This window comes from Clostridium manihotivorum (assembly GCF_004015185.1).
In the GTDB taxonomy this organism is placed as follows: Bacteria; Bacillota; Clostridia; order Clostridiales; family Clostridiaceae; genus Clostridium_AR; species Clostridium_AR manihotivorum.
The window spans coordinates 5888424-5911848 of the sequence record NZ_CP025746.1 but is presented as its reverse complement, the minus strand read 5'-3'; the positions used below and the strand labels follow the sequence as shown (position 1 = coordinate 5911848).

Sequence of the window (23425 nt, the reverse complement as noted above, 5' to 3'; positions counted from 1 at the left end):
ATGAAATGAAGAAGAAGAGATTGTTAGTAGGTCTCATTATACTGCTTATAACATGTTCTCTAATATCTATTACAATCGGTTCAGCCTCTATCAAAGCTACTGAAGCGGCTAAACTGATATGGTTTAAGATAATAGGGACGAATATAGATTCAGTATATGTAAAGATAATATTTGATATAAGATTACCAAGAGTAATATTGGCTATAACAGTGGGTGCAGGTCTTGGAGTAAGTGGGGCTGTATTTCAAGGAATATTTAAAAACCCAATGGCTGATCCCTATATACTTGGAATATCCTCAGGAGCGGCTTTAGGTGCTACGCTAGCTATAATACTAAGACTAGAAACAAAAGGATTGTTTTTTACAACTATCTTTGCCTTTGTGGGAGCTTTTGTTTCCTTGATATTAGTATATAACATAGCTAAAGTGGGGAAAAAGCTGCCTACATCTACTCTATTACTTGCTGGGGTAGCTATAAACTTTCTTTTTTCTTCAATGATATCCCTTTCAATGATTCTACATAGAGAGGCTATGGAAAGAATAGTTTATTGGACCATGGGAAGCTTTAATGAAGCTTCATATAAACAGATAATTGTTGTATTACCTATAGTAGTTCTAATATCCTTCATATTTAACTTATCTTACAGGCAGCTTAACATAATGGCATCTGGAGATGAGGCGGCATATACCTTAGGGGTAGAGGCTGATAAGTTAAAGAAGTATATTATACTATTGAGTTCAATTATGGTTGCAGTAATTGTATCGGTTAGTGGAGTAATAGGTTTTATAGGACTTATAATTCCACATATAGCAAGGCTAATAGTAGGAGCCAATCATAGAGAGCTTATACCATTTTCATTCATACTTGGAGCCTTGTTTTTGCTTATATGTGATACCTTGGCAAGAACAATAATGGCGCCTACTGAGCTTCCTGTTGGAGCTATCACTAGTATTTTCGGAGCTCCATTTTTTATATATCTTCTTTGGAAAAGAAAGAGAGTATGAATATGCCTATAGTTGACATCATACAATTAGAGTATAAAGCTAATAAAAATTTGATCCTAAAGGGCATAGATATTAGTTTTGAAAAAGGTAAGTTCTATTCTATAGTAGGGCCTAACGGAAGTGGAAAAACAACTTTAGTGAAAAACATAATTAAATATATTTCACCAAGTAAAGGTAGTATAGTGGTTTCAGAGACTCCTATTAATAAAATAAAAGCAAGAGATTTGGCTGACATTATAAGCTATGTTCCTCAAGATACTTTACTTGAACTAGAGTTTAGCTGTTATGATGTAGTTATGATGGGAAGAAGTAGCAAGGTTAAGTTTCTAGGCAATGAGAAAACGACTGATATTGAAAAAGTCCTTGAGGCCATGAAGGTTACAGGAACTCTTAACCTAAAAGATAAGCTTATAACTGAAATTAGTGGGGGGGAAAGACAGAGGGTATTACTTGCGAGGGCTATTGCTCAAGAAAGCCAGTGCATAATATTAGATGAACCATTGTCCCACCTAGATATAAAGCATCAGCTTGATATACTTGACAACTTAATAAAAATAAAGAAATCTGGTAAAACCATAATCTCAGTACTACACGATATAAACTTGGCCCTAAAATATTCTGATAATACAGTTATAATGAAGGATGGAAAAGTATTTGCCAATGGGCCTACAGAGAAAGTAATAACTCCTAATAATATAAAAGAAGTTTATGGTGTGGACTGTAAAGTGGTATCAATTGCAGAGGAAAAACATATAATATTTACTAGAAATTAGATAAGGTTCATAACTACAATTCATGTGTGTCCTAAAATCATAGGGTTGGTGATCTTAGGACACGTATAAATTGGTTTATGATATAGAAAAGGCATCACTACTTAGCAGGAGGCTTTGCAGTGGTGCTTTTTGTAGTGTGTAAACAAGTATTTAAATCTTTTATGCACGATTGTCCGTAATCTTACCAAAGTTTTCGGATTGCAAAAATATATACTATAGTTATCAGTGGTAAAATAATAAAACTGGTTTACAACAAGATTATTATATTAGACATCAAATATGCTACTAATAACTCGTCCATCTGCACCTTCTAGTTCTTTGCCTATTATTTTTGCAATAGTAGGAGCTTCATCTATTAGATTCATTTGACCTATGTTATAGTCTTTTCTTATGCTATCTCCGCTAACCAAGAAGAAGGTTTGGTAATCTTCTTTAAAAGGAGAATATCCATGGGTGGCTTTATCATATTTTTCTCCAACTTCTTCTATAGCTTCACCAGCTAAGTCGTTTGAAAAGTAATATCCTTTCTTAGCCTCAAGCATAAGAGTGCAGTTCTTATCCACACCTAGAGGCTTTAGGTCGTCACCACTTAGTACTTCCTCTATACAGTCATCATTATTCTTTGAAAAGTCTTTTATTAGATTTATAATTTTATTTTGTAGTTCCTCTGTAGAATCCTTTATATATACGTAGGCAGAGCCATCGCAGTTATTCATATATACCCTAGGCTCTAAGAATTTCCCTTTTTCATCCTTAGTTATATATCCTTCTTTTAAAAACACACTATTTAAGTTAATAACTTTTTCAGTGTCAATAAGTGAGTGATCGCCCAACAATACTATAGTAGAATTTTTATAGCAATCATTATTATTCATTGCTTCTAGTATTTTTCCTAGTCTAGCATCGTGTCTTCTTAGCGCATGAGTTACCTCCTCGTTTTCCGTACCATGATGATGCTTCATAGTATCAACATCTGTAAGATGAAGCATGAGGAAGTCTACCTTACCTTTTTTAAGCAGATAAAGCGCACATTCAGTGGAAAAGTTATCAAGCTCAGGCTGCTTTTTGCCTTCTCTTAAGTAGCCATATTTAAAGTTCATGAGTAACTGATATATCGGACTTCCGCTATATAAGGATACCATTGCCTGATTATGCCACCAGCGATTTGCGAATATCTCTGGTATGTTATAATCTATCTTAGCCTTGCCTGTTACAGGCCATAATATAGCTCCAGTGGTATAACCCGCCTTCTTAGCTAAATCATAAATGGTTTCACCTTCAACTTGTGATCTAAACCAAAACCAATCGGAAGAAGCTCTATAGTGTTGCAACAATATATTGTTTACTACACCGTGATTAGCAGGTTTCTTACCTGTTACTATTGAAGTGTGAGCAGGATAAGTTAGAGATGGATATATACTATTAACTTTATAAGAGTATGAGCTAGATTTAAGTAGTTTTCCAAAGTTTGGTAGAGTTTTTAACAAATCAAAATCTTTTCTTCCAACACCATCTAAAGATATTATTATAATAGGATTAGCTTTCATATAATAACCCTCCTAAGTAATATTTGACATAGTAATCTTATACTTCAGATATACTTGTCCAAAAAGTTAATTTCATATAGCTTTTATTCATATGAAATATGGGATAACACAACTTATGGCCTACCTAAACTTTTTAAAAGTTAGAAAAAGGTAGCTGCATAAAAAAATCACTAATGAAACATGCATTAGCAATTTGCTTATTGTATTCCTAACACTAGTATAGGCTTCTATTTTAGAAATTAAAACCCTTATGGAGTTACATTTACTAATATTTAATATTTTTAGCTAAAGATATACCACTTCAATCCGATAATATAAGTTTTATTATGAAGTAGTACATATTAAAGTGCTATGTTGGAACTAAGTGGTTACGCATCAGATACTTTGATGAGCTTAAATTAAGGGTAATACTTTAAATGAGTATTAAATACCTGTTGACAATGTTTACAGTGATGGTATAATATTAATATAATCAAATAATAGTATTAGGATTGTTACTGGTTAGCAGGCAAAACCTAAATTAAAGTATGCTATATAAGCATGTTTTAATTTAGGTTTTTTTATTTTTTATTAAGTTTATAAATCTTGCAATTATATATACTAAAAATGTATAACTTCAATGCGAAATCTTTTTTCAAAACTACTCTGGTTTCTAGGAGGAGGAATTGAAAATATAAATTTTAGTATGAAGTGATACACCTATATAGCTAATAAATATTTCAATTACTTAATATAGAATAAAAGCTTAACATTTAGCCTGCTATGATTTTCTAATAGCCTTATCAAGGAAGCATTAGAAATATAATAGGTTAATTTTTATATAACTACCGCGGAGTTGTATAAAATGCTCCTATATATGTTAGGTCCTAGTATTAGCTTTATTAAATAAAAGACAATCTCCGGAGTGATAACATGAAAATAGAAAAGGTATTAAATAACAATGTTGTTACAATCATTGATGAAAATGGTATTGAGCAAGTGATAATGGGTAGGGGAATTGCATTTAAGAAAGTTTCAGGAGATGAAATCGAAGAAAACAAAATAGAAAAGATATTTAAACTAGACAGTAAGAATGCCTCTGAGCGATTCAAAAGTTTATTAAATGAGACGCCTATGGAATACGTTGATATATCCCGTGGTATTATAAAGTATGCTGAGAAGACTTTGGATAAGAAGTTCGAAGATGTTATATTTTTAGCACTAACAGATCATATAAATTTTGCAATTAAAAGATTCAAAAATGGACTACCTATTAAAAATGAGATGTTATGGGAGATAAAAAGAATATACAGAAAAGAATATTCAATAGGCATGTGGGCTATTAACTATATTAAATATAAGTTAGGTATAGATCTTCCAGAGGATGAAGCAGGATTTATTGCACTTCATATAATCAATGCTACTCTTGGTGAAAGCATGCCAAATACTATGAATATAACAAAGCTTATCCAAGATATTCTAAGCATAGTGAAATACCACTATAAGATGGATATTGACGAGGAGTCTCTTAGTTTTCATAGATTTACAACTCATTTAAAGTTTTTTGCTCAAAGGATGTTTAGTAATAAGCAGGAGTTGTCAGGCGATGATAGCTTATACGAAGTAGTTAAAGACAAATATGAAGCTTCCTATCTTTGCGTAAAGAAGATAAGAGACTACATAAAAGTAACCTATGATTATGAGCTTACTGATGAGGAAATGGTATACCTAATCCTGCATGTACAAAGGCTTACAAGCAAAAAGGTTTAATAATTAAATATTAGATTTTAGGATTGTTACTGAGTTCAATTTTTAAGAATAAGTATTGTTAGATATATAAATTTAAGTCTTAAAAATTCGTTAAATTGCAGGCAAAACCTAAATTGAAGGTAAGTGGATTTTTATATCTATAAACAATCCTATTTACTTCAATTTAGGTTATTTTTTTATCTTTAAAAAGTAGGCTGCAATCTAATAAGTTGCATCTTTAAAAGTGAGATGATTAAAAAGTTAACTAAATTGAAATGTTTGATGGCCTAAAAATTTAGGTTAAAAGATATTATAAATTATAAAGGTGGATGAATTATATGGATTATAAAAAATTAGCGATGGAAATTCTACCTCTAATAGGAGGAGAAAAGAACATAGAAAGTGCAACTCATTGCGCTACTAGATTAAGATTCGTATTGAAAGATGACAATCTAGCTAAGACTAAGGACTTGGAAGATTTAGATGGAGTAAAAGGAGCATTTTTAAGCTCTGGCCAATTCCAAGTAATAATAGGTCAAGGTTCAGTTAATAAAGTTTATGCAGAACTAGTTAAGGGAACTTCAATACAGCAAGCTTCGGTAAGCGATCAGAAGAAGGTTGCTATGAAGAAGATGAATCCGCTGCAGAGATTTGCAAGAATGTTATCAAATATATTTGTACCTATTATTCCTGCAATAGTTGCATCAGGACTTCTTATGGGAGTACTTGGAATGTGTACAAAGTTTGGATGGCTCGATGGAAAGAGTGGAATGTTCCAACTTCTTGATATGTTTTCAAACGCAGCCTTTGTATTTCTTCCAGTGCTTATAGCTTTTTCAGCAGCGAAGGAATTTGGCGCAAATCCATACTTAGCAGCAGCTTTAGGTGGTATATTAATACATCCAAATCTTCAAAATGCATGGAACGTAGGTACAGGTATTGAGAAGTATATAAATATATTTGGATTTAATGTAGGTATGGTTGGTTATCAAGGAACAGTATTACCGATTCTTATAGCGGTTTGGGTTATGTCTTATATAGAAAAGGGACTAAGAAAGATTGTTCCTAACGTACTTGATATTTTACTAACTCCATTCTTAACTCTTATGATAACAGGATTTTTCTCATTCCTAATAATAGGACCTTTAGGAAGATTCTTAGGTGATGGAATATCCTTTGGACTACAAAGTTTATACAACACTGCTGGACCAGTAGCAGGTTTGATTTTTGGTGGATTATATTCAACAATAGTTATTACAGGAGTTCATCATAGCTTCCATGCAGTAGAAGCTGGATTAATAGCTAATAAAGCTATAGGTGTTAACTTCCTATTACCAATATGGGCCATGGCAAACGTTGCCCAAGGTGGAGCAGCTCTTGCAGTTTACTTTAAGACAAAGAATGAAAAAATGAAAGCTATCGCTATGCCAGCATCAGTTTCCTGTCTTTTAGGTATAACAGAAGCGGCTATCTTTGGTGTTAATCTTAAGTTAGTAAGACCATTTATTGCAGCTGCTATAGGAGGAGCTTTAGGTGGTGGATATGTTACCTTAATGAAGGTTGGAATGAGTGGTATAGGGGTAACAGGAATACCAGGAATTGCGTTAGTAACAGGTTCTACAATGATTCATTATATAATAGGAATGGCTATAGCATTTGTAGGTGCATTCATAGCAACTAGTATATTAGGTTTTAAAGAAGAAGTTGAAGCTAAAGAAAAGAAAGTGGATTTAAAAGAAGGCATTGTTGAAGTCATAAAAAGCCCAATGAATGGAGATATTATCGATCTTAAGGATGTTCCAGATAGTACTTTTTCTTCAGGAGTTATAGGAAAAGGGGTAGCAGTAAATCCTAAGGATGGAAAAGTTGTATCACCAGTTAGTGGTACAGTTTCTGCAGTATTTGATACAAAGCATGCTATAGCTATAACGTCAACTAAAGGTGTTGAAATTCTTATACACATAGGAATTGATACTGTAAAGCTTAATGGAGAAGGATTTACAGTACATGTGGAGAATGGAGATATAGTAAGAGAAGGCGATTTAATTGCAGATATAGATATTGAGTTCATAAAGAAAAATAACCTATCACCAATTACACCTATTATTGTTGCTAACACTGATGATTACTCAGCTATCAATGTTATAAAAGAAGGAACTACTATTGGGCAAGAAGGAATAATAGAGGTAAGAGTTTAGCTTATTAAAGCATGCATTAATATAATGCATGCTAACCTATTTTAAACTATAAAATAAAGTGAAGTTAATTGTATTAATATCCTTAAACCCTGATTAATACTATATATTTATATGATTATATGATTATATAAATATAACAATATAAGAATTTAAGAATACAACAATTTAAGAATTTAAAAAGTTATATTTTGGGTTGTAATATTAGATAATTCAAAATTCTGAGATTTAGTTTTAATTTAGGTTATGTATAATAATATTGTTTAAATTAAGTGGTTATAAAGGAGATGCTATATGAGCATCAGATGATTAACCACTTAATTTAACTTAATTTTATGAGGAGATGTATTATGAATAGTATTTTTTGTATTGGAGAGTTATTGATAGACTTTATATGTTCCGATGTTAATAGTAGCTTAGTAGATGGGGGCAATTTTATAAAAAAGGCTGGGGGAGCTCCAGCCAATGTTACTTCGGCAATAGCAAAGTTAGGTGGTAAGGCTTATTTTGGTGGAAGTGTAGGAAGAGACGCTTTTGGTTTGTTTTTAAAGAATACCATTGAAGAGGTTGGTGTTGATACTTCATATATGAAACTTATGGAAGACAAAAGCACTACCTTAGCTTTTGTTTCCTTGAAAGATAATGGAGAAAGAGACTTTATATTTAATAGAGGAGCCGACGAAGCTTATGAGTTAAGTGAGGATGAAGTGGCTCAGATTGTAAATAATAAGATAATTCATTTCGGCTCTGCCACTGCTTTATTGAGTGGAAGTTTAAAAGCTACTTACACTGATTTGATTTATAAAGCAAAAGAAAATGGAACTTTTATTTCCTTCGATCCTAATTACAGAACTGACTTATGGAAAGGTAGAACAGAAGAGTTTGTAGATATTTCAAGATGGTGTATGAAGTATGCTGACTTTGTGAAGGTAAGTGATGAGGAAGCTCTCCTTATATCGGGCAGAACTACAGTAGAGGAAGCAGCAAAGGCTATTGCTTCAATTGGTAATAGCACAGTAGCAGTTACCTTAGGAAAAGAAGGTACGTTAATCACTAATGGAGAGGCTACTGCTGTTATAAAAAGTATAAGTATAAAATCCATAGACTCTACAGGAGCAGGTGATGCCTTTGTAGGTGCAGTTTTATATAAGCTAGCTCAAGCAAAGGAACCTAAAGCATCTGTTAGAAATATGGAAGCAATGAAGGATATTATAACTTTTGCGAATAAAGTGGGTGCTATAGTATGCACTAAGTTAGGAGCGATAGCTGCTCTTCCAACTTTATCGGAAGTTAATGATTTTAAGTAGGTGATTGCTTTGATTAATAATAAAGAGTTAATAAAAAGTGCACTAGAAGAGATTGCAAAAAAAAGTGACTTGGTGGAGAGTGATTACTATAGACCTAGGTTTCATATAGCACCGAGAGTTGGACTTATCAATGATCCTAACGGCTTTGTGTATTATAAGGGCTATTATCATTTATTTTATCAATGGCATCCTCTTGACACTAAGCATGGATTAAAGTATTGGTATCATCTAAGATCTAAAGATTTAATATGTTGGGAAGAAGTCGGTGTTGGATTGGCTCCAGAACAGTGGTATGAATCTCACGGATGCTATTCAGGTAGTGCTATAGAGCATAATGGAGAGATGGTTATCTTTTATACAGGTAATGTGAAGGATAAGGAAGGAAATAGAGAGTCTTATCAATGTATGGCTTTTTCAAAGAATGGTACTACTATAGAAAAGTATGCAGATAATCCTGTTATTGAGAAGCAGCCTGATGGCTATACAGCTCACTTTAGAGATCCTAAGGTATGGAAGCAAGGAGAGTTATGGTATATGGTGCTCGGTGCTCAAACGGAAAGCCTAGAAGGAAGAGTCTTGCTATATAACTCAGATAACCTGAAAGCCTGGAAGTTAGTAGGAGTAGTATCAGGAAGTAATATAAACAATAATGATGATATGGGATATATGTGGGAGTGTCCAGATTTGTTCTCCCTTGAAGATAAAGACGTACTTATAACTTGTCCTCAGGGTATGGAGCCTCAAGGGATTTTATACAATAATAGATATCAAGCTGGATATTTTGTTGGAAGTCTGAACTATGCAACTGGAGCTATGAACCATGGAGGTTTTACTGAGCTTGATAGGGGCTTTGAGTTTTATGCACCACAAACTTGTAAAGATAACTTAGATAGAAGAGTTATTTATGGATGGATGGGAATGCCGGAGGAAGAAGAACAGCCAACTAAAGAACATAATTGGCTTCATATGCTGACTTTGCCTAGAGTGCTTGAGTTAAAAGGTGATAAGTTATATCAAAGAGTTCCAGAAGAACTTAAAAAGTTAAGAAAAAATAGTGTTTTAGCAACTAATATTAAAATAAAAGATGATGAGAAAAGTTTAGAAGGCTTCTATGGAGATGTATATGAATTATGTGTTGACATTGAAGTAGAAGATGCAGAAGAAGTGGGGCTTAAGCTAAGATGCTCAGAAGATGGAGAAGAGTATACGATGCTGAGTTTCTTCCCTAAACAAAAACTATTCACCGTAGATAGAAATAAATCGGGCAAGGCGCTAAGTGGAGAAAGAAGCTGCAAGTTAAAAGATAATAGAAGATTAAAGCTACAAATATTTTCAGATAGATCATCTTTAGAGGTATTTATAAATGATGGTGAAGAGGTGTTTTCTCTTAGAGTTTTTCCAAGCTTAGAAAGTAAAAGTATGAAGTTCTTCTCTAATGGAGGAACTGTAAAGTTTAATAATATTAAGTTCTGGGAGTATTAGGTGTAGCTTATGAATTTATTATTTTCTTAGGATAAACTATGAGAATAACAAAGTAGAAAGATAGTCAATTTATTGGCTGTCTTTTTTTCTTATTGTCGAGAAAGCTTTATAGATACTGATTTAATTTTATAGGAAGATAGGTAAATAGGTAAAAAATAATGTAAAGCTTTAAAACGGTAAAGCGTTTCTTTAAAATAGAGAATATAGTGATATATTATTAAAAAGTTGTGTGTTTTTTTAATAAAAAAATAAATTTATTTCAGAAGTATAATAACTATTGATAATTGGTATGTTGTGGAATAAAATGTAGTAATGTACCATATGTGTAAGTTTATTTATAAAAAGGGGGTTTTATTAAGTGAAAAACAGAGTGGTTTTATCAAAAACCATAAGTGCACTTGTTGCATTAGCTTTAGTTGTGCCTAATGGATTTACTAGACAAGTTAAGGCATTAGACAAAAAGATAACTGGGGCAAATGATATTAAAGCTATAGCGACAGAAAAATATAAAAATAGTCTTGCTAAAAAAGCGGACAAGCTAAAAGGAAAACAACCAAATGATTCAGTAAGGGTGGTTGTTGAACTTGATGGAAAGCCAGCCTTAGATAAGGCTAGAGAAAAGGGATTAAAGTCTGCAGTTAAATCAGATATTCAATCTGTTAAGGACTCGCAAAAGACCGTTCAAGACAATGTTAAAGAGATAACCGGTAATAAGATAAGAAACACATTTGGTACAGTAGTAAATGGTTTTAGTATTGATGCAAAGGTTAAAGATATAGACAATATAAAGAAATTAAAGGGTGTTAAAGATGTTAAGGTAGTAAATGTTTATTATCCAGATATGAACACCGCAAAGGAATTAACAGAAGCAACTAAGGTTTGGAAGGATCTTGGTTTAAAAGGTGAGGGAATGGTAGTATCAATAATTGATACTGGTATAGATTACACCCATAAAGATATGAAGCTTACAGATACTAGTAAAGAAAAACTTACTGAGGCTAACATAAAAAAAGGCGGTCCAGGTAAGTTCTATACTGATAAGGTTCCGTATGGGTATAACTTTGCTGATAAAAATGATGAAGTTAGAGATACAACCTCTAGCATGCATGGTATGCACGTTGCAGGTATAGTTGGAGCCAATGGAAGTGATGCGGATATAGCAGCTAACAACGGTATAAAAGGTGTTGCACCTGAAGCTCAGCTTCTTGCTATGAAGGTATTCTCAAATAACCCGCAAATACAAGGAGCATATTCCGATGATATAGTTGCTGCAATAGAAGAATCAGTAAATCAAGGTGCTGATATTATAAATATGAGTTTAGGATCTACAGCAAGCTTCCAAGAAGACGATGACCCTGAACAAGTAGCTATAAAGAAGGCTGTTGATGCAGGAACAGTAGTAGTAGTATCTGCAGGTAACTCTCAGTATTCTACTGCTCCATATAAACAATCAAATATGACAGATACAGGCTTAGTTGGATCTCCTGGACTTGCTAAGGATGCACTTCAAGTAGCTAGCTATGAGAACACAAGTGTGACACTATCTGCTATCACCCTTGAAGATGGAAAAGAAACAAAAGCAGGATATACAACTTCAGATGTACTTCCTTCAAAGGTTTTGGATCCAACAAAGGATTTTGAAATAGTAGATTGCGGACTTGGACAAGCGTCCGATTTTACAGGAAAAGATGTAAAAGGCAAGGTTGCTCTTATAAAAAGAGGTAGTATTAATTTTGTTGATAAGAAGAAAAATGCTCAAGGTCAAGGAGCTGTAGCTGCTATTATTTATAACAGCGAAGCTGGTGGAGATGCTTATATAAATATGGCTACAGATCCATCAATAACCATACCAGGCGTATTTGTTACGAATACAGATGGTAAAAAGCTTGCTGATTTGGCTAAGAATGGCGGTAAAGTTAAGTTTGGAACTGAAAGAGTTATAACTCCTAATGTTAATGCTGGAGATTTTTCAGACTTTACATCTTGGGGGCCAACACCTAACTTAGACTTTAAGCCACAGATTTCTGCACCTGGTGGAAATATATTCTCTACAGTAAACAACAATCAATATGAAGTAATGAGTGGTACTTCCATGGCTTCACCTCATGTAGCAGGTAGTGAAGCTCTTATAGTAGAAGCTTTGAAGAAAGCTAATCCTAATTTAAAGGGAAGAGATCTAGTTGATCTTGCAAAGAACACAACTGTTAATACTGCTACAATAGAAATGGACAAGTATCATACAGATACACCATATTCTCCAAGAAGACAAGGTGCAGGTATGATACAAACTGAAAAAGCTATAAATAATAAGGTTACTGTAACAAATGATGGTAATTCTTACGTAGCTTTAAAGCAAATAGGTAATGAAGCTTCCTTTGACTTAACTCTTAAAAATTACGGAGATAAGGATGCCACCTATGACTTAGAAAACTATGGAGGGGTATTAACTGAACAGGATCAAGAGTTTATATCTACTATGTCTTATGATGTAAAGGTAGATGGAGCAAAGGTGACTTTTGATAAGAGTTCTGTAACTGTACCAGCTAATGGTACTGCAACAGTTAAAGCTACACTAACAGTACCTAAAACTGTATCAGAAAATAGATTTGTTGAAGGCTTTGTTAAGTTTAATGCTTCTAATGTACCAGCTTTAGTAATACCATTCATGGGGTATTATGGAGATTGGGGTAAAGAACAAATAATAGATAAGATGAATTATGATGGAGATCCAATATTTGCAGTATCATCGTCAGCTGTTACAAGTCTAGGAGATAAATATATGCCTCTTGGAGTAACTGGTAAAGATAGTAGGGGTGATGATATAGTAGATAAGGATTATATAGCTATATCGCCTAATGATGATTCATTATTTGACAACTTTGTACCTGATTTATATTTCTTAAGAAATGCAAAGAATGTAGATGTAGAACTTTCAGATGAAACTGGAAAAGTTTTAGGCCTTGTTGCTAACGATAAGGATATTCGTAGAAAAGTATATAATGATACAGATGGTTCAGGAAAAGTAGCTTCGGTTTATAACTCTTTAGCCTGGGATGGAAAGTTATACGATCCAACAGTTGGTGTGAAGAGAGCTGTAGCAGATGGTAAATACTATCTTAATATAAAAGCAACTGTAGACTTTGCAGGGGCTAAACCACAGGATTATAAGATTCCTGTAAAGGTTGATACTACTGCACCAGAGATAAAGTTAGTATCGGCAGTTCCTAATGCTGCAGCAACTAATGGAGTGGCATCATATCACATAACACTTGAAGCTAAAGACAATTTAGCTATGTCAAAAGAAGACCCAGTTGTACTTTTAAATGGACAATTAGATCAAGATATTAAGAATCTTCAAGTTAATGGTGGAACTTATAGCTTTGATGCTAATCTTAAAGCTGATAGTATAAATGATCTATCAGTTGCATTGCCAGATTCTGTTTATAACATTGGATCTAATGACTTTAAGATTAATGCTGGAAGCTCAGCTCCAGTACTGTTCTATGATGATAAGTTTACTAAGGGATTTGATAGTCCTGTGGATACTTACACCGTAGAAGGTAAGGTTAATACTCAGCTTAAGACCTTTAAGATAGCAAATCAAGATGTTAAGGTTAAGGATGATGGAACTTTTGCAGTTGAACTTAAGCTAAATCAAGGAGTTAATGTTATTCCTATATATGCAGAGGATTTAAGCGGAAATAAGCTTATAAATTACTCAACAAAGATAAATTGTGATTCAATTGCACCAGTTATTAATTTAGCTAGTCCAGCAGTTAATGGTGATGGACTAATCGTTACTAACCAAGACTCTATAACTTTAAACGGTACTGTAGAAGATAATGGTTGGGGATATAAATTTGAGATCAACGGTGAAGTTGCTCTTAATGTAAATGTTGATGGAGCAACAGGACCAGAAGCTAATAAGAAAGACTTCAGTAAAACTATAGCTGTTAAGGATGGAGATGTAATCTCACTTAAAGCTACAGACACTTTTGGCAATATTACTGAGAATAAGATAAGTGTAAGAGTTGATAAGGTTGCTCCTGCATTAACTATATCAGGAGTAACTGATGGTGGCCTATATAACAAGTCGGTAACACCAGTAGTAACTGCAGATAAGAAAGCAACTCTGACTTTAACTTTAGATGATAAAGCATATAGCGGAGCAGCAGTTGATGCTGAAGGAAAGCATGTTCTAAAAGCTAAAGCTGTTGATGAAGCTGGCAATGTAACTGAAGCTTCAGTTACTTTTGAAATTGATAAAACTGCACCAACATTAAGTTTAACTGGTGTAGAGGACGGAAAGCTATATAATGCAGATATAACTCCAGCAGTACAAACTGAAGCTGGAGCAACTGTTAAAGCTTCGTTAGATGGAAATGCTTACGATTTTAAGGCTGTTACTGCTGAAGGGAAACATGTGCTTGAGGTTACCTCTACAGATAAGGCTGGAAATCAATCAACAGTAAAAGTAAGCTTTGAAATTGATAAGACAGCACCTGTATTCAATGTAAAGAATATAGAAAATGGAGCTACTTATTTGGATAATGTTACTCCAAGCATAACAGTTGATGACAAAACTTCAGCAGTAAGCTTATTATTAGATGGAAAAGCTTATGATGGAGCAGCTGCTATAGCTTCAGAAGGAGACCATGTTATAACTGGAACTGCTACTGATAAGGCTGGTAATAAGTCAGCTATAGAAATTAAGTTTACAGTTAAGCAATCAGTTAAAACTGATAAGAACAGTGATGGATCTGTTAATGTATCAGTAAGAAAGCCTCTAGATAAAGATGGCAGCAATGTTGTAACTTCAGATGCTACAAACTCTGCAAGCTTTGCTTTTGAAAATGCTGATGCTATGAAGGGTGGCAAGGGTTCATTTACATTAAATGTAGGTGCAAACTCTATTAATCTGCCATTTGCAGCCTTCGATCCAAATCTAATTAGTAATGGTTCAAGTGTTGTTATAAATGCTAAAGTAGATGAAAACTCACCATTAACTAAGGGACTAAAAGCAGTTAATAAGGTATTTACCTTTGAAGCTCTAATAGATGGCAATGGTAAGCAAACTCCAGTTCACAGCTTTAGTAATGAAGCATTAGCTACAATAACCCTAACTTTCTCAGATGATGAGTTAAAAGGCTTAGATAGGAGCAAACTTGCTGTATTCTATTATAATGAAACTACTAAGGCTTACGAAGAAATGGCTACAAAGGTAGATGGAAACAAAGTTACCTTCAACACTCCACACTTTAGCAGCTATATAGTAGCTGAAAAGCAAGTAGCGTCAAACACTACTGGAACAAGCACAACAACAACTACTAATAGCGGAAGTGCTAGTGGAAGCTCAGCTAACACAACAGCTTCTACTGGAAGTACAGCTACAACTAGCACACCAGCAGCAATGCCTAAGACAGGTTCAGTAATAGATTCTAATATATTAGTGATATTAGGACTTATGGCTTTAGCAGGCGGTGCAGTAATAATAAGAAGAAAAAGATTTAACTAGGTTATGATAAAATGGGGCTGTCGCACTAATTAATTAGTGCACAGCTCCGTTTTTTGCATAAAAAATAAATCCAGCATTCACAAGAGTGCTGGATTTATTGTAAAATTAATATATGACCAAACATATTAATTTACATAAAGATTATACTTTAAATAAAGGAAGTTATCAATTAAAACTTCCATTTAATATTGATTATATGGTCTCAGTTAATGATTCGGTGCGTTTGCTAAGTCAATTTGTAGAGGAGATGGATTTAACAGATTTATATTCGACTTATTCCCGAATTAGGGAAAATCAAGCTACGCCACGACAGATGCTGAAGATTGTACTCTATTCTTACATGAACCATATCTATTCTTCACGGGATATGGAAAAATATTGCCGACGTGATATTAACTTCATGTATCTTCTTGAAAATTCACCAATACCTGATCATTCAACATTTGCTAGATTTAGAAGCTTACACTTTGCGCCATGTGCAGAAAGAATCTTAGCTGAAATGACAGAATGTCTTCGTGCTACAGGAGAAATATCTGGAGATGCTATATTCATTGATGGTACTAAAATTGAGGCTTGTGCTAATAAATATACTTTTGTTTGGAAAAGGCAGTTACAAAGAATTTAGAAAAGCTTCTTGTTAAATTGGCTGATTTAGTAGCTAACTGTGAGGAACTATACGGAATTAAGATAATATACAATGACAAAGTGAAGATGAAACATATAAAAAAGTTGCGAAAAAAAGCTTTACGCTCTGAAATATGAGAGAAATATTGAATTTGTGCATGGATCAGGGAAAAGAAAAATGCCATTACAGCGATCTATTGAAACTCTTGAAGAGTATCTTGACAAGTTAAAGAATACACGCAAAAGTTGCACATTTGCGGTAACCGTAATAGTTATTCAAAACAGATAATGATTCAACATTTATGAGAATGAAAGAAGACGCTATGGGAAATGGTCAGTTAAAAGCTGGATACAATGTCCAACACGGTGTTGATTCGGAATATATTGTATGGCTCACCGTATGCGATCAGCCAACGGATACCCCTACACTTATTCCATTTCTTAAGAGCATGGAAGAATCTCTAAGTTTTAAATATCTAAAAATAGTTGCTGACGCTGGCTATGAAAGCGAAGAGAACTATTTATTTATTGAAGAAAATGGACAACTCTCTTTCATTAAACCAGCAAACTATGAGATATCTAAAACAAGGAAATACCAAAGGGATATTAGTAGAATTGATAATATGGACTATGATGAAATTGGAGATTACTATATCTGCAAGAATAATAAAAAGTTAATATTTAGTAAGACTATAAAAAGAAAGAGTAAAACCGGATACATAAGCGAAAAAACAGTATATACTTGCGAAGATTGCAGTTCTTGTTCTTACAAAAGCAAATGTATAAAAGGAAATAACAGCAAGACACCTTTGGAAGAAAGAGCTAAAAATCTTGAAACCTCAAAGTTGTTTAATAAGCTTAGAAAAAAGATTTAGAAAGAGTTGTAAGTGAAGAAGGTCACAACTTAGAATGAACCGAAGTATTCAAGCTGAAGGTTCTTTTGCAGAGATAAAACAAGATATGGGCTTCCGAAGATATCTCTCGAAGGGCAAACAGAATGTTTGGGCCGAAAGTATTCTTTTAGCAATGGCACATAATGTAAACAAACTACATAATAAAATCCAATCAGAGAGAACTGGAAAACACCTATTTTCATTAAAAAACAGTGCATAAATTTAAACTTTTAAAAACTAATTGTTTAAAAATAGCCTTAATAGAAAAGGCTTATTAAAGTGCGCAATTTTTTAGAATTTCAGAAAAAACATTCTAAAATATAGTTGTAATTCTTACAAATTTTTAGAAAATTAGGGCTGAGCATCAGCGGTTTTTAACCGCTAATGCGACAGCCCCATTTTTTTTGGAAAAGGAATATATGAAAAAAACTCGCTTTAGCGGCTTTTTTATTAACATTAAAATAGTGTTATTTTTATAATAAAAAAGAAAAAAAGATTCATAAAAAAAATCATTATATTAATTTTAACGGTATAATAAAAAACTATTGATAATTTCCATATAAAGGCATAAAATGTGTAATATACCATAAAGCAGGTATTCCTTTAGTAAATTATTTAGTTGATTATTAGAGGAGTCTACAGTTGGTATGTACTGAACCCTAGCAAAAAATGTTTTGAGGGGGCATTATACTATTCAAAAAGGGGGGGATGTTTTGAACAAATCTAAAAAGAAGATACTGTCCTTATTGGTTGCATTCTTAATGTTTGCATCATTTTTTACCAATATAAGCAGTGTCACAGCGAAGGCAGAACAGCCAGATGCTAAGAAAGTTAAACAAGAAATGATTGAAAGCATGAAGCAGCAAAATGCTGAAAATGCAAGTAAGATCAAGGTTTCTAGTAAGCTTGACGGTAAATTGGCCAATACTAAAGATGATGATACTAAGAAACTTAGTGGAAATGATCCAAATGAAGTAGTAAGGGTCATAGTTCAACTTGACGGTAAGTCAGCAGTTGAAGGAGAAGCCAAAGGAATTTCTTCAGCTAATCCAATAACTAATAAAACAGTTACTGGAGCTATAGAAAAAGTTCAGAATACACAAGCGGCTATAATAAAGAAAGCTGAGAGTATAACTGGCAATAAGGTAAGAAGAACCTATGGCTATCTCGTTAATGGCTTCAGTATTGAGGCTAAGAGAAGCGAAATTTCTAAAATAGCTTCTATTTCTGGGGTAAAGAGTGCTACAGAGGCAAAAACTTATCATCCAGATATGAAGTTCGCAGATAGCTTGACTCAGGCCTATAGTACATGGCAGGAGTTAGGCTATAAAGGTGAAGGCATGGTAGTTGCTATAGTGGATACAGGTATTGATTATACTCACAAAGATTTAACAATAACTGATCCATCAAAGGCTAAGCTTACATCTACAACTCCTAAGGGCCCAGGAAAGTTTTATTCTGTAAAAGTTCCTTATGGTCACAACTTTGCAGACGGATCTGATGATGTTGTTGATAAGAATGCTAATACTGAGATGCATGGAATGCATGTAGCTGGAATTGTTGCCGCCAATGGTAAGGAATCCGGTGTTGATACCTTTAGCACAGTAAGAGGAGTTGCACCAGAAGCTCAATTATTAGCTATGAAGGTTTTTACAAACAATCCAGCAAGCAAAAGTGCATATGATGACGACATAATAGCTGCAATAGAAGATTCTGTTCTTCATGGAGCAGATGTTATAAACATGAGCTTAGGATCAGATGCAGGCTTTCAAGACGCTAACGATCCAACTCAAATAGCTATAAAAAATGCTACTGACAATGGAACTGTAGTTGTAATATCTGCAGGTAATTCAGCTATATCTACAGGTAGTTCAGCAAATAATGTACCGCCTGTAAATGCTTTAGGTACAACTGATGATGGTACTGTAGGAAGTCCAGGAGTTTCTAAAGATGCAATCACTGTAGCAGCTTATGAAAATACAAACATCACAGGACCAGCTTTCGACTATGCGTCTACAAGTGATACTGGACTTATGCTCTATTCTAAGAGTGAAGTTGATCCGTTAGTTGCACTAACTAGCAAAGCAGGGTATCAGTTAGTAGATTGTGGACAAGGTAAAAACACTATAGAGGGTACTGGGGATGATTTTTCTGGAAAAGACTTAAAAGGAAAAATTGCTTTGGTACAAAAGGTAAGTGGTAGCTTCGGAAATAAAAAGCTAGCAGCTCAATATGCAGGGGCAATAGGGGTTATCTTCTATAACGCACAAGGTGATGATTCTATACCAACAACAGCTGCTAAACCTGGTGTTACTATACCATGCATTAATGTATCTTATTCTTCTGGCGCTAAGCTAAAAGCTTTGATAGCTAGTGGGGTAACAGTTCAATTTAATGGAAAAGATACAAGTATAGCTAATCCAAATGCAGGGGATCTTTCAGCCTTTAGTTCTTGGGGACCAACTCCAGAATTAGATTTCAAACCTGAGATATCAGCACCAGGTGGTAATATATGGTCTTTGGCTAACGGAAATAAGTATCAGTCTATGAGTGGAACATCTATGGCTTCGCCTCATGTAGCTGGTTCAGAGGCTTTGATAGTACAAGCGATTAAAGCTAATAATCCAGGAATATCAGGAAGAGCTTTAGTTGAGTTAGCTAAGAAGACTACTATTAATACAGCGAAACTAGAATATGATAAATATAATACTTCAGTTCTGTATTCTCCTAGAAGACAAGGGGCTGGGTTAATACAAATAGAATCAGCAATAAAAAATAAGGTTACTGTTACAGATAATAACGGTAATGCTGCTGTAGCCTTAAAACAAATAGGACAAAGTACTTCCTTTGATTTAACCTTAACTAACTATGGAAAAGACTCTTACACTTATAATTTAAGTGATACTGGAGTGTTAACAGAGACAACTAATTCTGATACTGGAGCTGCAACAGAAGCTGTTATAGGCGGTGCAAGTATTAAGTACAGTACAAATAAAGTAACAGTTCCAGCAGGTGGTTCTACTAAAGTAAATGTTACAATTACCTTACCAAGCGGTTTTGCTAAGCAAAGCTATGTTGAGGGCTTTATAAAGCTTACTGCAGATAATGTTCCTTCTTTGGTTGTACCATACATGGGCTTCTATGGGAATTGGTCAGCTCTAAAGACCATAGATTCACCAATGTGGGATTCAAGTACTATTGTTGGAACAACAAGTTTAGGTACAGGTTCAAGTTCAGCCTTTACTCCTTACGCTGTTAGTAAGGATGGAAGTATAGATAAAGATAAAGTAGCTTTCTCTACAGGAGAGTCAGCTCTTTACAATACTGTTGTTCCTAATCTATATATGTTAAGGAGTGCTAAGAATTTACAAGTACAAGTCCTAGATAAGGATAAAAACCTGATAAGAACTTTATCTTCAGAAAACAATGTAAAGAAAAATATTTTAGAAAATGAATTATCAAAAGCTGTATATGGAACTGTAGACTCTCAAGGTACTTGGGATGGAAGCATATACAATGAGGCAACAGGTAAGTACGAAGCAGCACCGGACGGACAATATTATATAAGGATTCAGACAACTACAGATATAGATAACTCATCAACTCAGTCTTTGGAGTTACCTGTAAAGATTGATAGTAAAGCACCTTCTATTAATATAGTATCTGCAGACAAAGTAGCCAATGGAACCTATAAACTTCAATGGAAGGCATCAGATGATGCAACAGGTACAAATGGAGTGTTTGCAATATCTGTTAATGGAACAGCATTGACTAGTAAGCAGTTGAAAAATATTACTTTAACAGGAGATACCTATTCCATAGACCTTCCTCTTAAAGATAATTGTGAAAACTCTATAGAAATTTTAGGAACAGATTATGCTTCTAATATAGGAGAGAGCTCTATAAGTGTAAAGACAGGAGTACTACCTGAAGTTTATCTTTATGATCTTCATGATGGAGATAAGTTTAATAGTGATAAAATTCAGTTCTCTGGAGAGGTTCAATCAGACGTAAAGACATTACTTATAAATGGAGCAGAAACAGAAGTAGCTTCAGATGGAACCTTTAAGAGGGAGTTACAACTTACAGAAGGAAACAACACCATAAGTATAGTTGCAAAGGATAGTACTGGTAATGAAGTTTATAATAAAAATTATAGTGTATCTGTAGATACCATAAAGCCAGTTATAAGTATTTCTTCACCAGTAGTATCAAAGGATGGCTACATTTATACCAATAATCATAGTGTTACCTTTAATGGTAAGGTTACAGATGCCTCTCAATTAGCATTAAGTATAAACGGTTCCCCAGTTAAGCTGAATGCGGATGGAACCTTTGCAGCTGATGTTGCAGTTGATGGCAATACCTTGGTTCAGATTGTAGCAGCGGATGCTTATCAAAATACAACAGAACAAGATTTTACTGTTGTATCCACAGTTAATTCTGATCCTTTTGAAGTTAATTTTAACAATTTAGATGCCTTCTCAGTACTTTCTGCCAAAGATACTAATAAAGATGTTTATACAGTAACTGGTAAGGTAAACCACAAGGTACCTGTGTTTAAGATAGGCGGACAAGACGTTTCTGTAAAAGATGACTTAACCTTCAGCTCAGAAGTTAAGTTGGTTCAAGGAAATAATAATATAAATGTTTATGCTGAAGATAATACTGGTACAGTTGTATTTAATTATGCATATAAAGTTCTATATGATTCAGTTGCACCAAAACTTGTGATAAACAGTCCAGTTGCAAAAGCAGATGGTAATGTTTATACAAATCAAGACAGTATCACCTTAAACGGAGCAGTTAATGACAATACCTATGGCTATAGTTTGTTTGTAAATGGAAATGCAGTTCTATCCTATGATAGATATCCAGCTACAGGTGATGCTCCAGATAAGCCATTTAGCTACACTGTTCCATTGACAAGTGATAAGAGCATTATAAAAGTAAATCTTATTGACGAATCAAACAATGCTACAGTAGATGTTATAAATGTAATTAAAGATAAAGTTGCCCCTAAGGCTGCAACTCTTACTCCAAGTACCACAGAGCTAACCAATAAAGATGTCAGTGTTACTATTGCAGCAGATTCTTCTGATAAGGATGTTGATAAGCTAGAATATAGCTTTGACAATAACACCTACTTGCCATACTCATCACCGGTTAAGGTAGTTAGCAATGGTAAGCTATACGCTAGAGTCATAGACTATGCAGGAAATGCAACTACATCTTCTATAGATATAGCTAATATTGATAAGTCAGCTCCAATAGTTACAGTTGCAGGTGTTGAGGATGGTAAGACTTATGTTAATACATCAGTTACACCTAAGGTTACAACTGATAAAGAAGCGTCAGTTTCATTAAAGCTTGATGGAAACAGCTATGATGGAACAACTGCTATCTCAGCTTTAGGAAATCATAAGTTAACTGTTTCTGCTACTGATAAAGCTGGCAATACAACAGTAAAAGATATTAACTTTACTCTTACTGCTCAGACAACATCAGATGAAATATCATTGATAGATTATCTTAAAACCTTAATAGGTAAGTCAAAGCCAGGTGATAAGCTTAGTATTGATGCAACAAACGTAACATCAGTTTCTAGTGATGTATTTAAGGTCTTAAAAGGTTCAAATGTATTTGCAAGCTTCAACACTAATTCTCCTTTAGGCGCTATAACCTGGACATTCAATGGTAATGATTTAGGTGATTTTGATAGAAGTGTAGATTTAGGACTCAATGCTACTTCAACAAGCGCAGATGAGATCAATAAGTTAGATGGTAAAGCGCAGATAATATCCTTTAAGTTTGAAGGAAATTTACCAGGAAAAGCAGTGGTTTCATTGCCAGTTGATACTTCAAAGCTTGATGCTTCAAAACCAATATATCTATACCATTATAATTCTGATACTAAGGTTGTAGATAAGGTTGGAGATGCCTTAACAGCATATCAGAAAGGTTCATTGTATTATGTTGATATAGCAATAACACATTGCAGTGACTACTTCCTTTCACTAAATGGTCATATTGAGACTGTTGTAATAAGTCCTGCACAACCTGGTACAGGGTCAAACACAAATAATGGATCGAATACAAATAATGGTTCAAATGGAACATCAGGGTCAAGTTCAAATAATGGTTCAAATACAATAAGTTCATCAAGTACTTCAAATTCAACTTCATCAGATGCTTCAACAAGTTCCAATGCAGCATCAATGCCTAAAACTGGTTCAGTTATCGACTCTAATATATTGATAGTATTAGGAATCATAGCATTGGCAGGTGGAGCAGTTCTTGTAAGAAGAAAGAGAATTAATTAATAAAAAATAGGTGCCTCTATGTAAGAGGTACCTA

At 34.0% G+C, this 23425-nt stretch carries 12 protein-coding genes; 11 read left to right on the top strand and 1 reads right to left on the bottom strand.

The genetic code is table 11. The features are described 5' to 3' along the window. Nucleotides 1-5: 5 nt before the first annotated feature. Together C1I91_RS26085 and C1I91_RS26080 are read left to right on the top strand one after the other, a co-directional pair. Nucleotides 6-1004, top strand: coding sequence for a FecCD family ABC transporter permease (locus tag C1I91_RS26085; protein WP_128215543.1), 999 nt, complete (start codon nt 6-8; stop codon nt 1002-1004). Nucleotides 1005-1006: 2 nt separating this feature from the next. Further along, complete coding sequence (locus tag C1I91_RS26080; protein ID WP_128215542.1) at nt 1007-1777, top strand: ABC transporter ATP-binding protein; 771 nt, start codon at nt 1007-1009, stop codon at nt 1775-1777. A 266-nt stretch (nt 1778-2043) separates the two neighbouring features. Here the strand turns inward: C1I91_RS26080 and C1I91_RS26075 are convergent, their stop codons facing one another. Further along, a complete protein-coding gene (locus C1I91_RS26075) occupies nt 2044-3324 on the bottom strand; it encodes an alkaline phosphatase family protein (protein WP_128215541.1) in 1281 nt (426 codons plus the stop codon). A 912-nt stretch (nt 3325-4236) separates the two neighbouring features. Between C1I91_RS26075 and licT the strand changes: the two genes are divergently transcribed. The 9 genes from licT to C1I91_RS26040 all read left to right on the top strand — a co-directional run bounded on the left by licT (nt 4237) and on the right by C1I91_RS26040 (nt 23391). Next, on the top strand, nt 4237-5073 hold the full coding sequence (licT, locus tag C1I91_RS26070) for a BglG family transcription antiterminator LicT (protein WP_128215540.1): 837 nt from the start codon (nt 4237-4239) through the stop codon (nt 5071-5073). A 317-nt stretch (nt 5074-5390) separates the two neighbouring features. Next, entirely contained in the window at nt 5391-7250 is a 1860-nt protein-coding gene (locus tag C1I91_RS26065; protein ID WP_128215539.1) for a sucrose-specific PTS transporter subunit IIBC, read from the top strand. Between the two features lie 347 nt (nt 7251-7597). Beyond that, nucleotides 7598-8554: a carbohydrate kinase family protein gene (locus C1I91_RS26060; RefSeq protein WP_128215538.1), complete on the top strand. Its 957-nt coding sequence runs from the start codon at nt 7598-7600 to the stop codon at nt 8552-8554. A gap of 9 nt (nt 8555-8563) precedes the next feature. Next, nucleotides 8564-10036 carry a glycoside hydrolase family 32 protein gene (locus tag C1I91_RS26055; protein WP_128215537.1) on the top strand — a complete coding sequence of 491 codons (1473 nt, stop codon included), beginning with the start codon at nt 8564-8566 and terminating at the stop codon, nt 10034-10036. Nucleotides 10037-10394: 358 nt separating this feature from the next. Beyond that, nucleotides 10395-15551 (top strand): S8 family serine peptidase, encoded by a 5157-nt coding sequence (locus tag C1I91_RS26050; protein ID WP_128215536.1) that lies wholly within the window; start codon nt 10395-10397, stop codon nt 15549-15551. Nucleotides 15552-15663: 112 nt separating this feature from the next. Beyond that, complete coding sequence (locus tag C1I91_RS29960) at nt 15664-16176, top strand: transposase (protein WP_338032587.1); 513 nt, start codon at nt 15664-15666, stop codon at nt 16174-16176. A 307-nt stretch (nt 16177-16483) separates the two neighbouring features. Next, the gene (locus C1I91_RS29955; protein WP_338032586.1) at nt 16484-17050 is read left to right on the top strand and encodes a transposase; all 567 of its coding nucleotides are present in this window, start codon (nt 16484-16486) and stop codon (nt 17048-17050) included. Between the two features lie 34 nt (nt 17051-17084). Next, complete coding sequence (locus tag C1I91_RS29950) at nt 17085-17288, top strand: transposase (protein WP_338032585.1); 204 nt, start codon at nt 17085-17087, stop codon at nt 17286-17288. A 493-nt stretch (nt 17289-17781) separates the two neighbouring features. Further along, nucleotides 17782-23391 carry a S8 family serine peptidase gene (locus C1I91_RS26040; RefSeq protein WP_128215535.1) on the top strand — a complete coding sequence of 1870 codons (5610 nt, stop codon included), beginning with the start codon at nt 17782-17784 and terminating at the stop codon, nt 23389-23391. The last annotated feature ends 34 nt before the right edge of the window (nt 23392-23425 follow it).

Excerpts from the sequence above, each read along its gene's own strand:
- C1I91_RS26075 (WP_128215541.1), bottom strand. The coding sequence starts at position 3,324 with ATGAAAGCTAATCCTATTATAATAATATCTTTAGATGGTGTTGGAAGA.
- C1I91_RS26085 (WP_128215543.1), top strand. The coding sequence starts at position 6 with ATGAAGAAGAAGAGATTGTTAGTAGGTCTCATTATACTGCTTATAACA.
- C1I91_RS26060 (WP_128215538.1), top strand. The coding sequence starts at position 7,598 with ATGAATAGTATTTTTTGTATTGGAGAGTTATTGATAGACTTTATATGT.
- C1I91_RS26065 (WP_128215539.1), top strand. The coding sequence starts at position 5,391 with ATGGATTATAAAAAATTAGCGATGGAAATTCTACCTCTAATAGGAGGA.
- C1I91_RS29950 (WP_338032585.1), top strand. The coding sequence starts at position 17,085 with ATGAACCGAAGTATTCAAGCTGAAGGTTCTTTTGCAGAGATAAAACAA.
- C1I91_RS29955 (WP_338032586.1), top strand. The coding sequence starts at position 16,484 with ATGAAAGAAGACGCTATGGGAAATGGTCAGTTAAAAGCTGGATACAAT.
- C1I91_RS26080 (WP_128215542.1), top strand. The coding sequence starts at position 1,007 with ATGCCTATAGTTGACATCATACAATTAGAGTATAAAGCTAATAAAAAT.
- licT (WP_128215540.1), top strand. The coding sequence starts at position 4,237 with ATGAAAATAGAAAAGGTATTAAATAACAATGTTGTTACAATCATTGAT.
- C1I91_RS29960 (WP_338032587.1), top strand. The coding sequence starts at position 15,664 with ATGACCAAACATATTAATTTACATAAAGATTATACTTTAAATAAAGGA.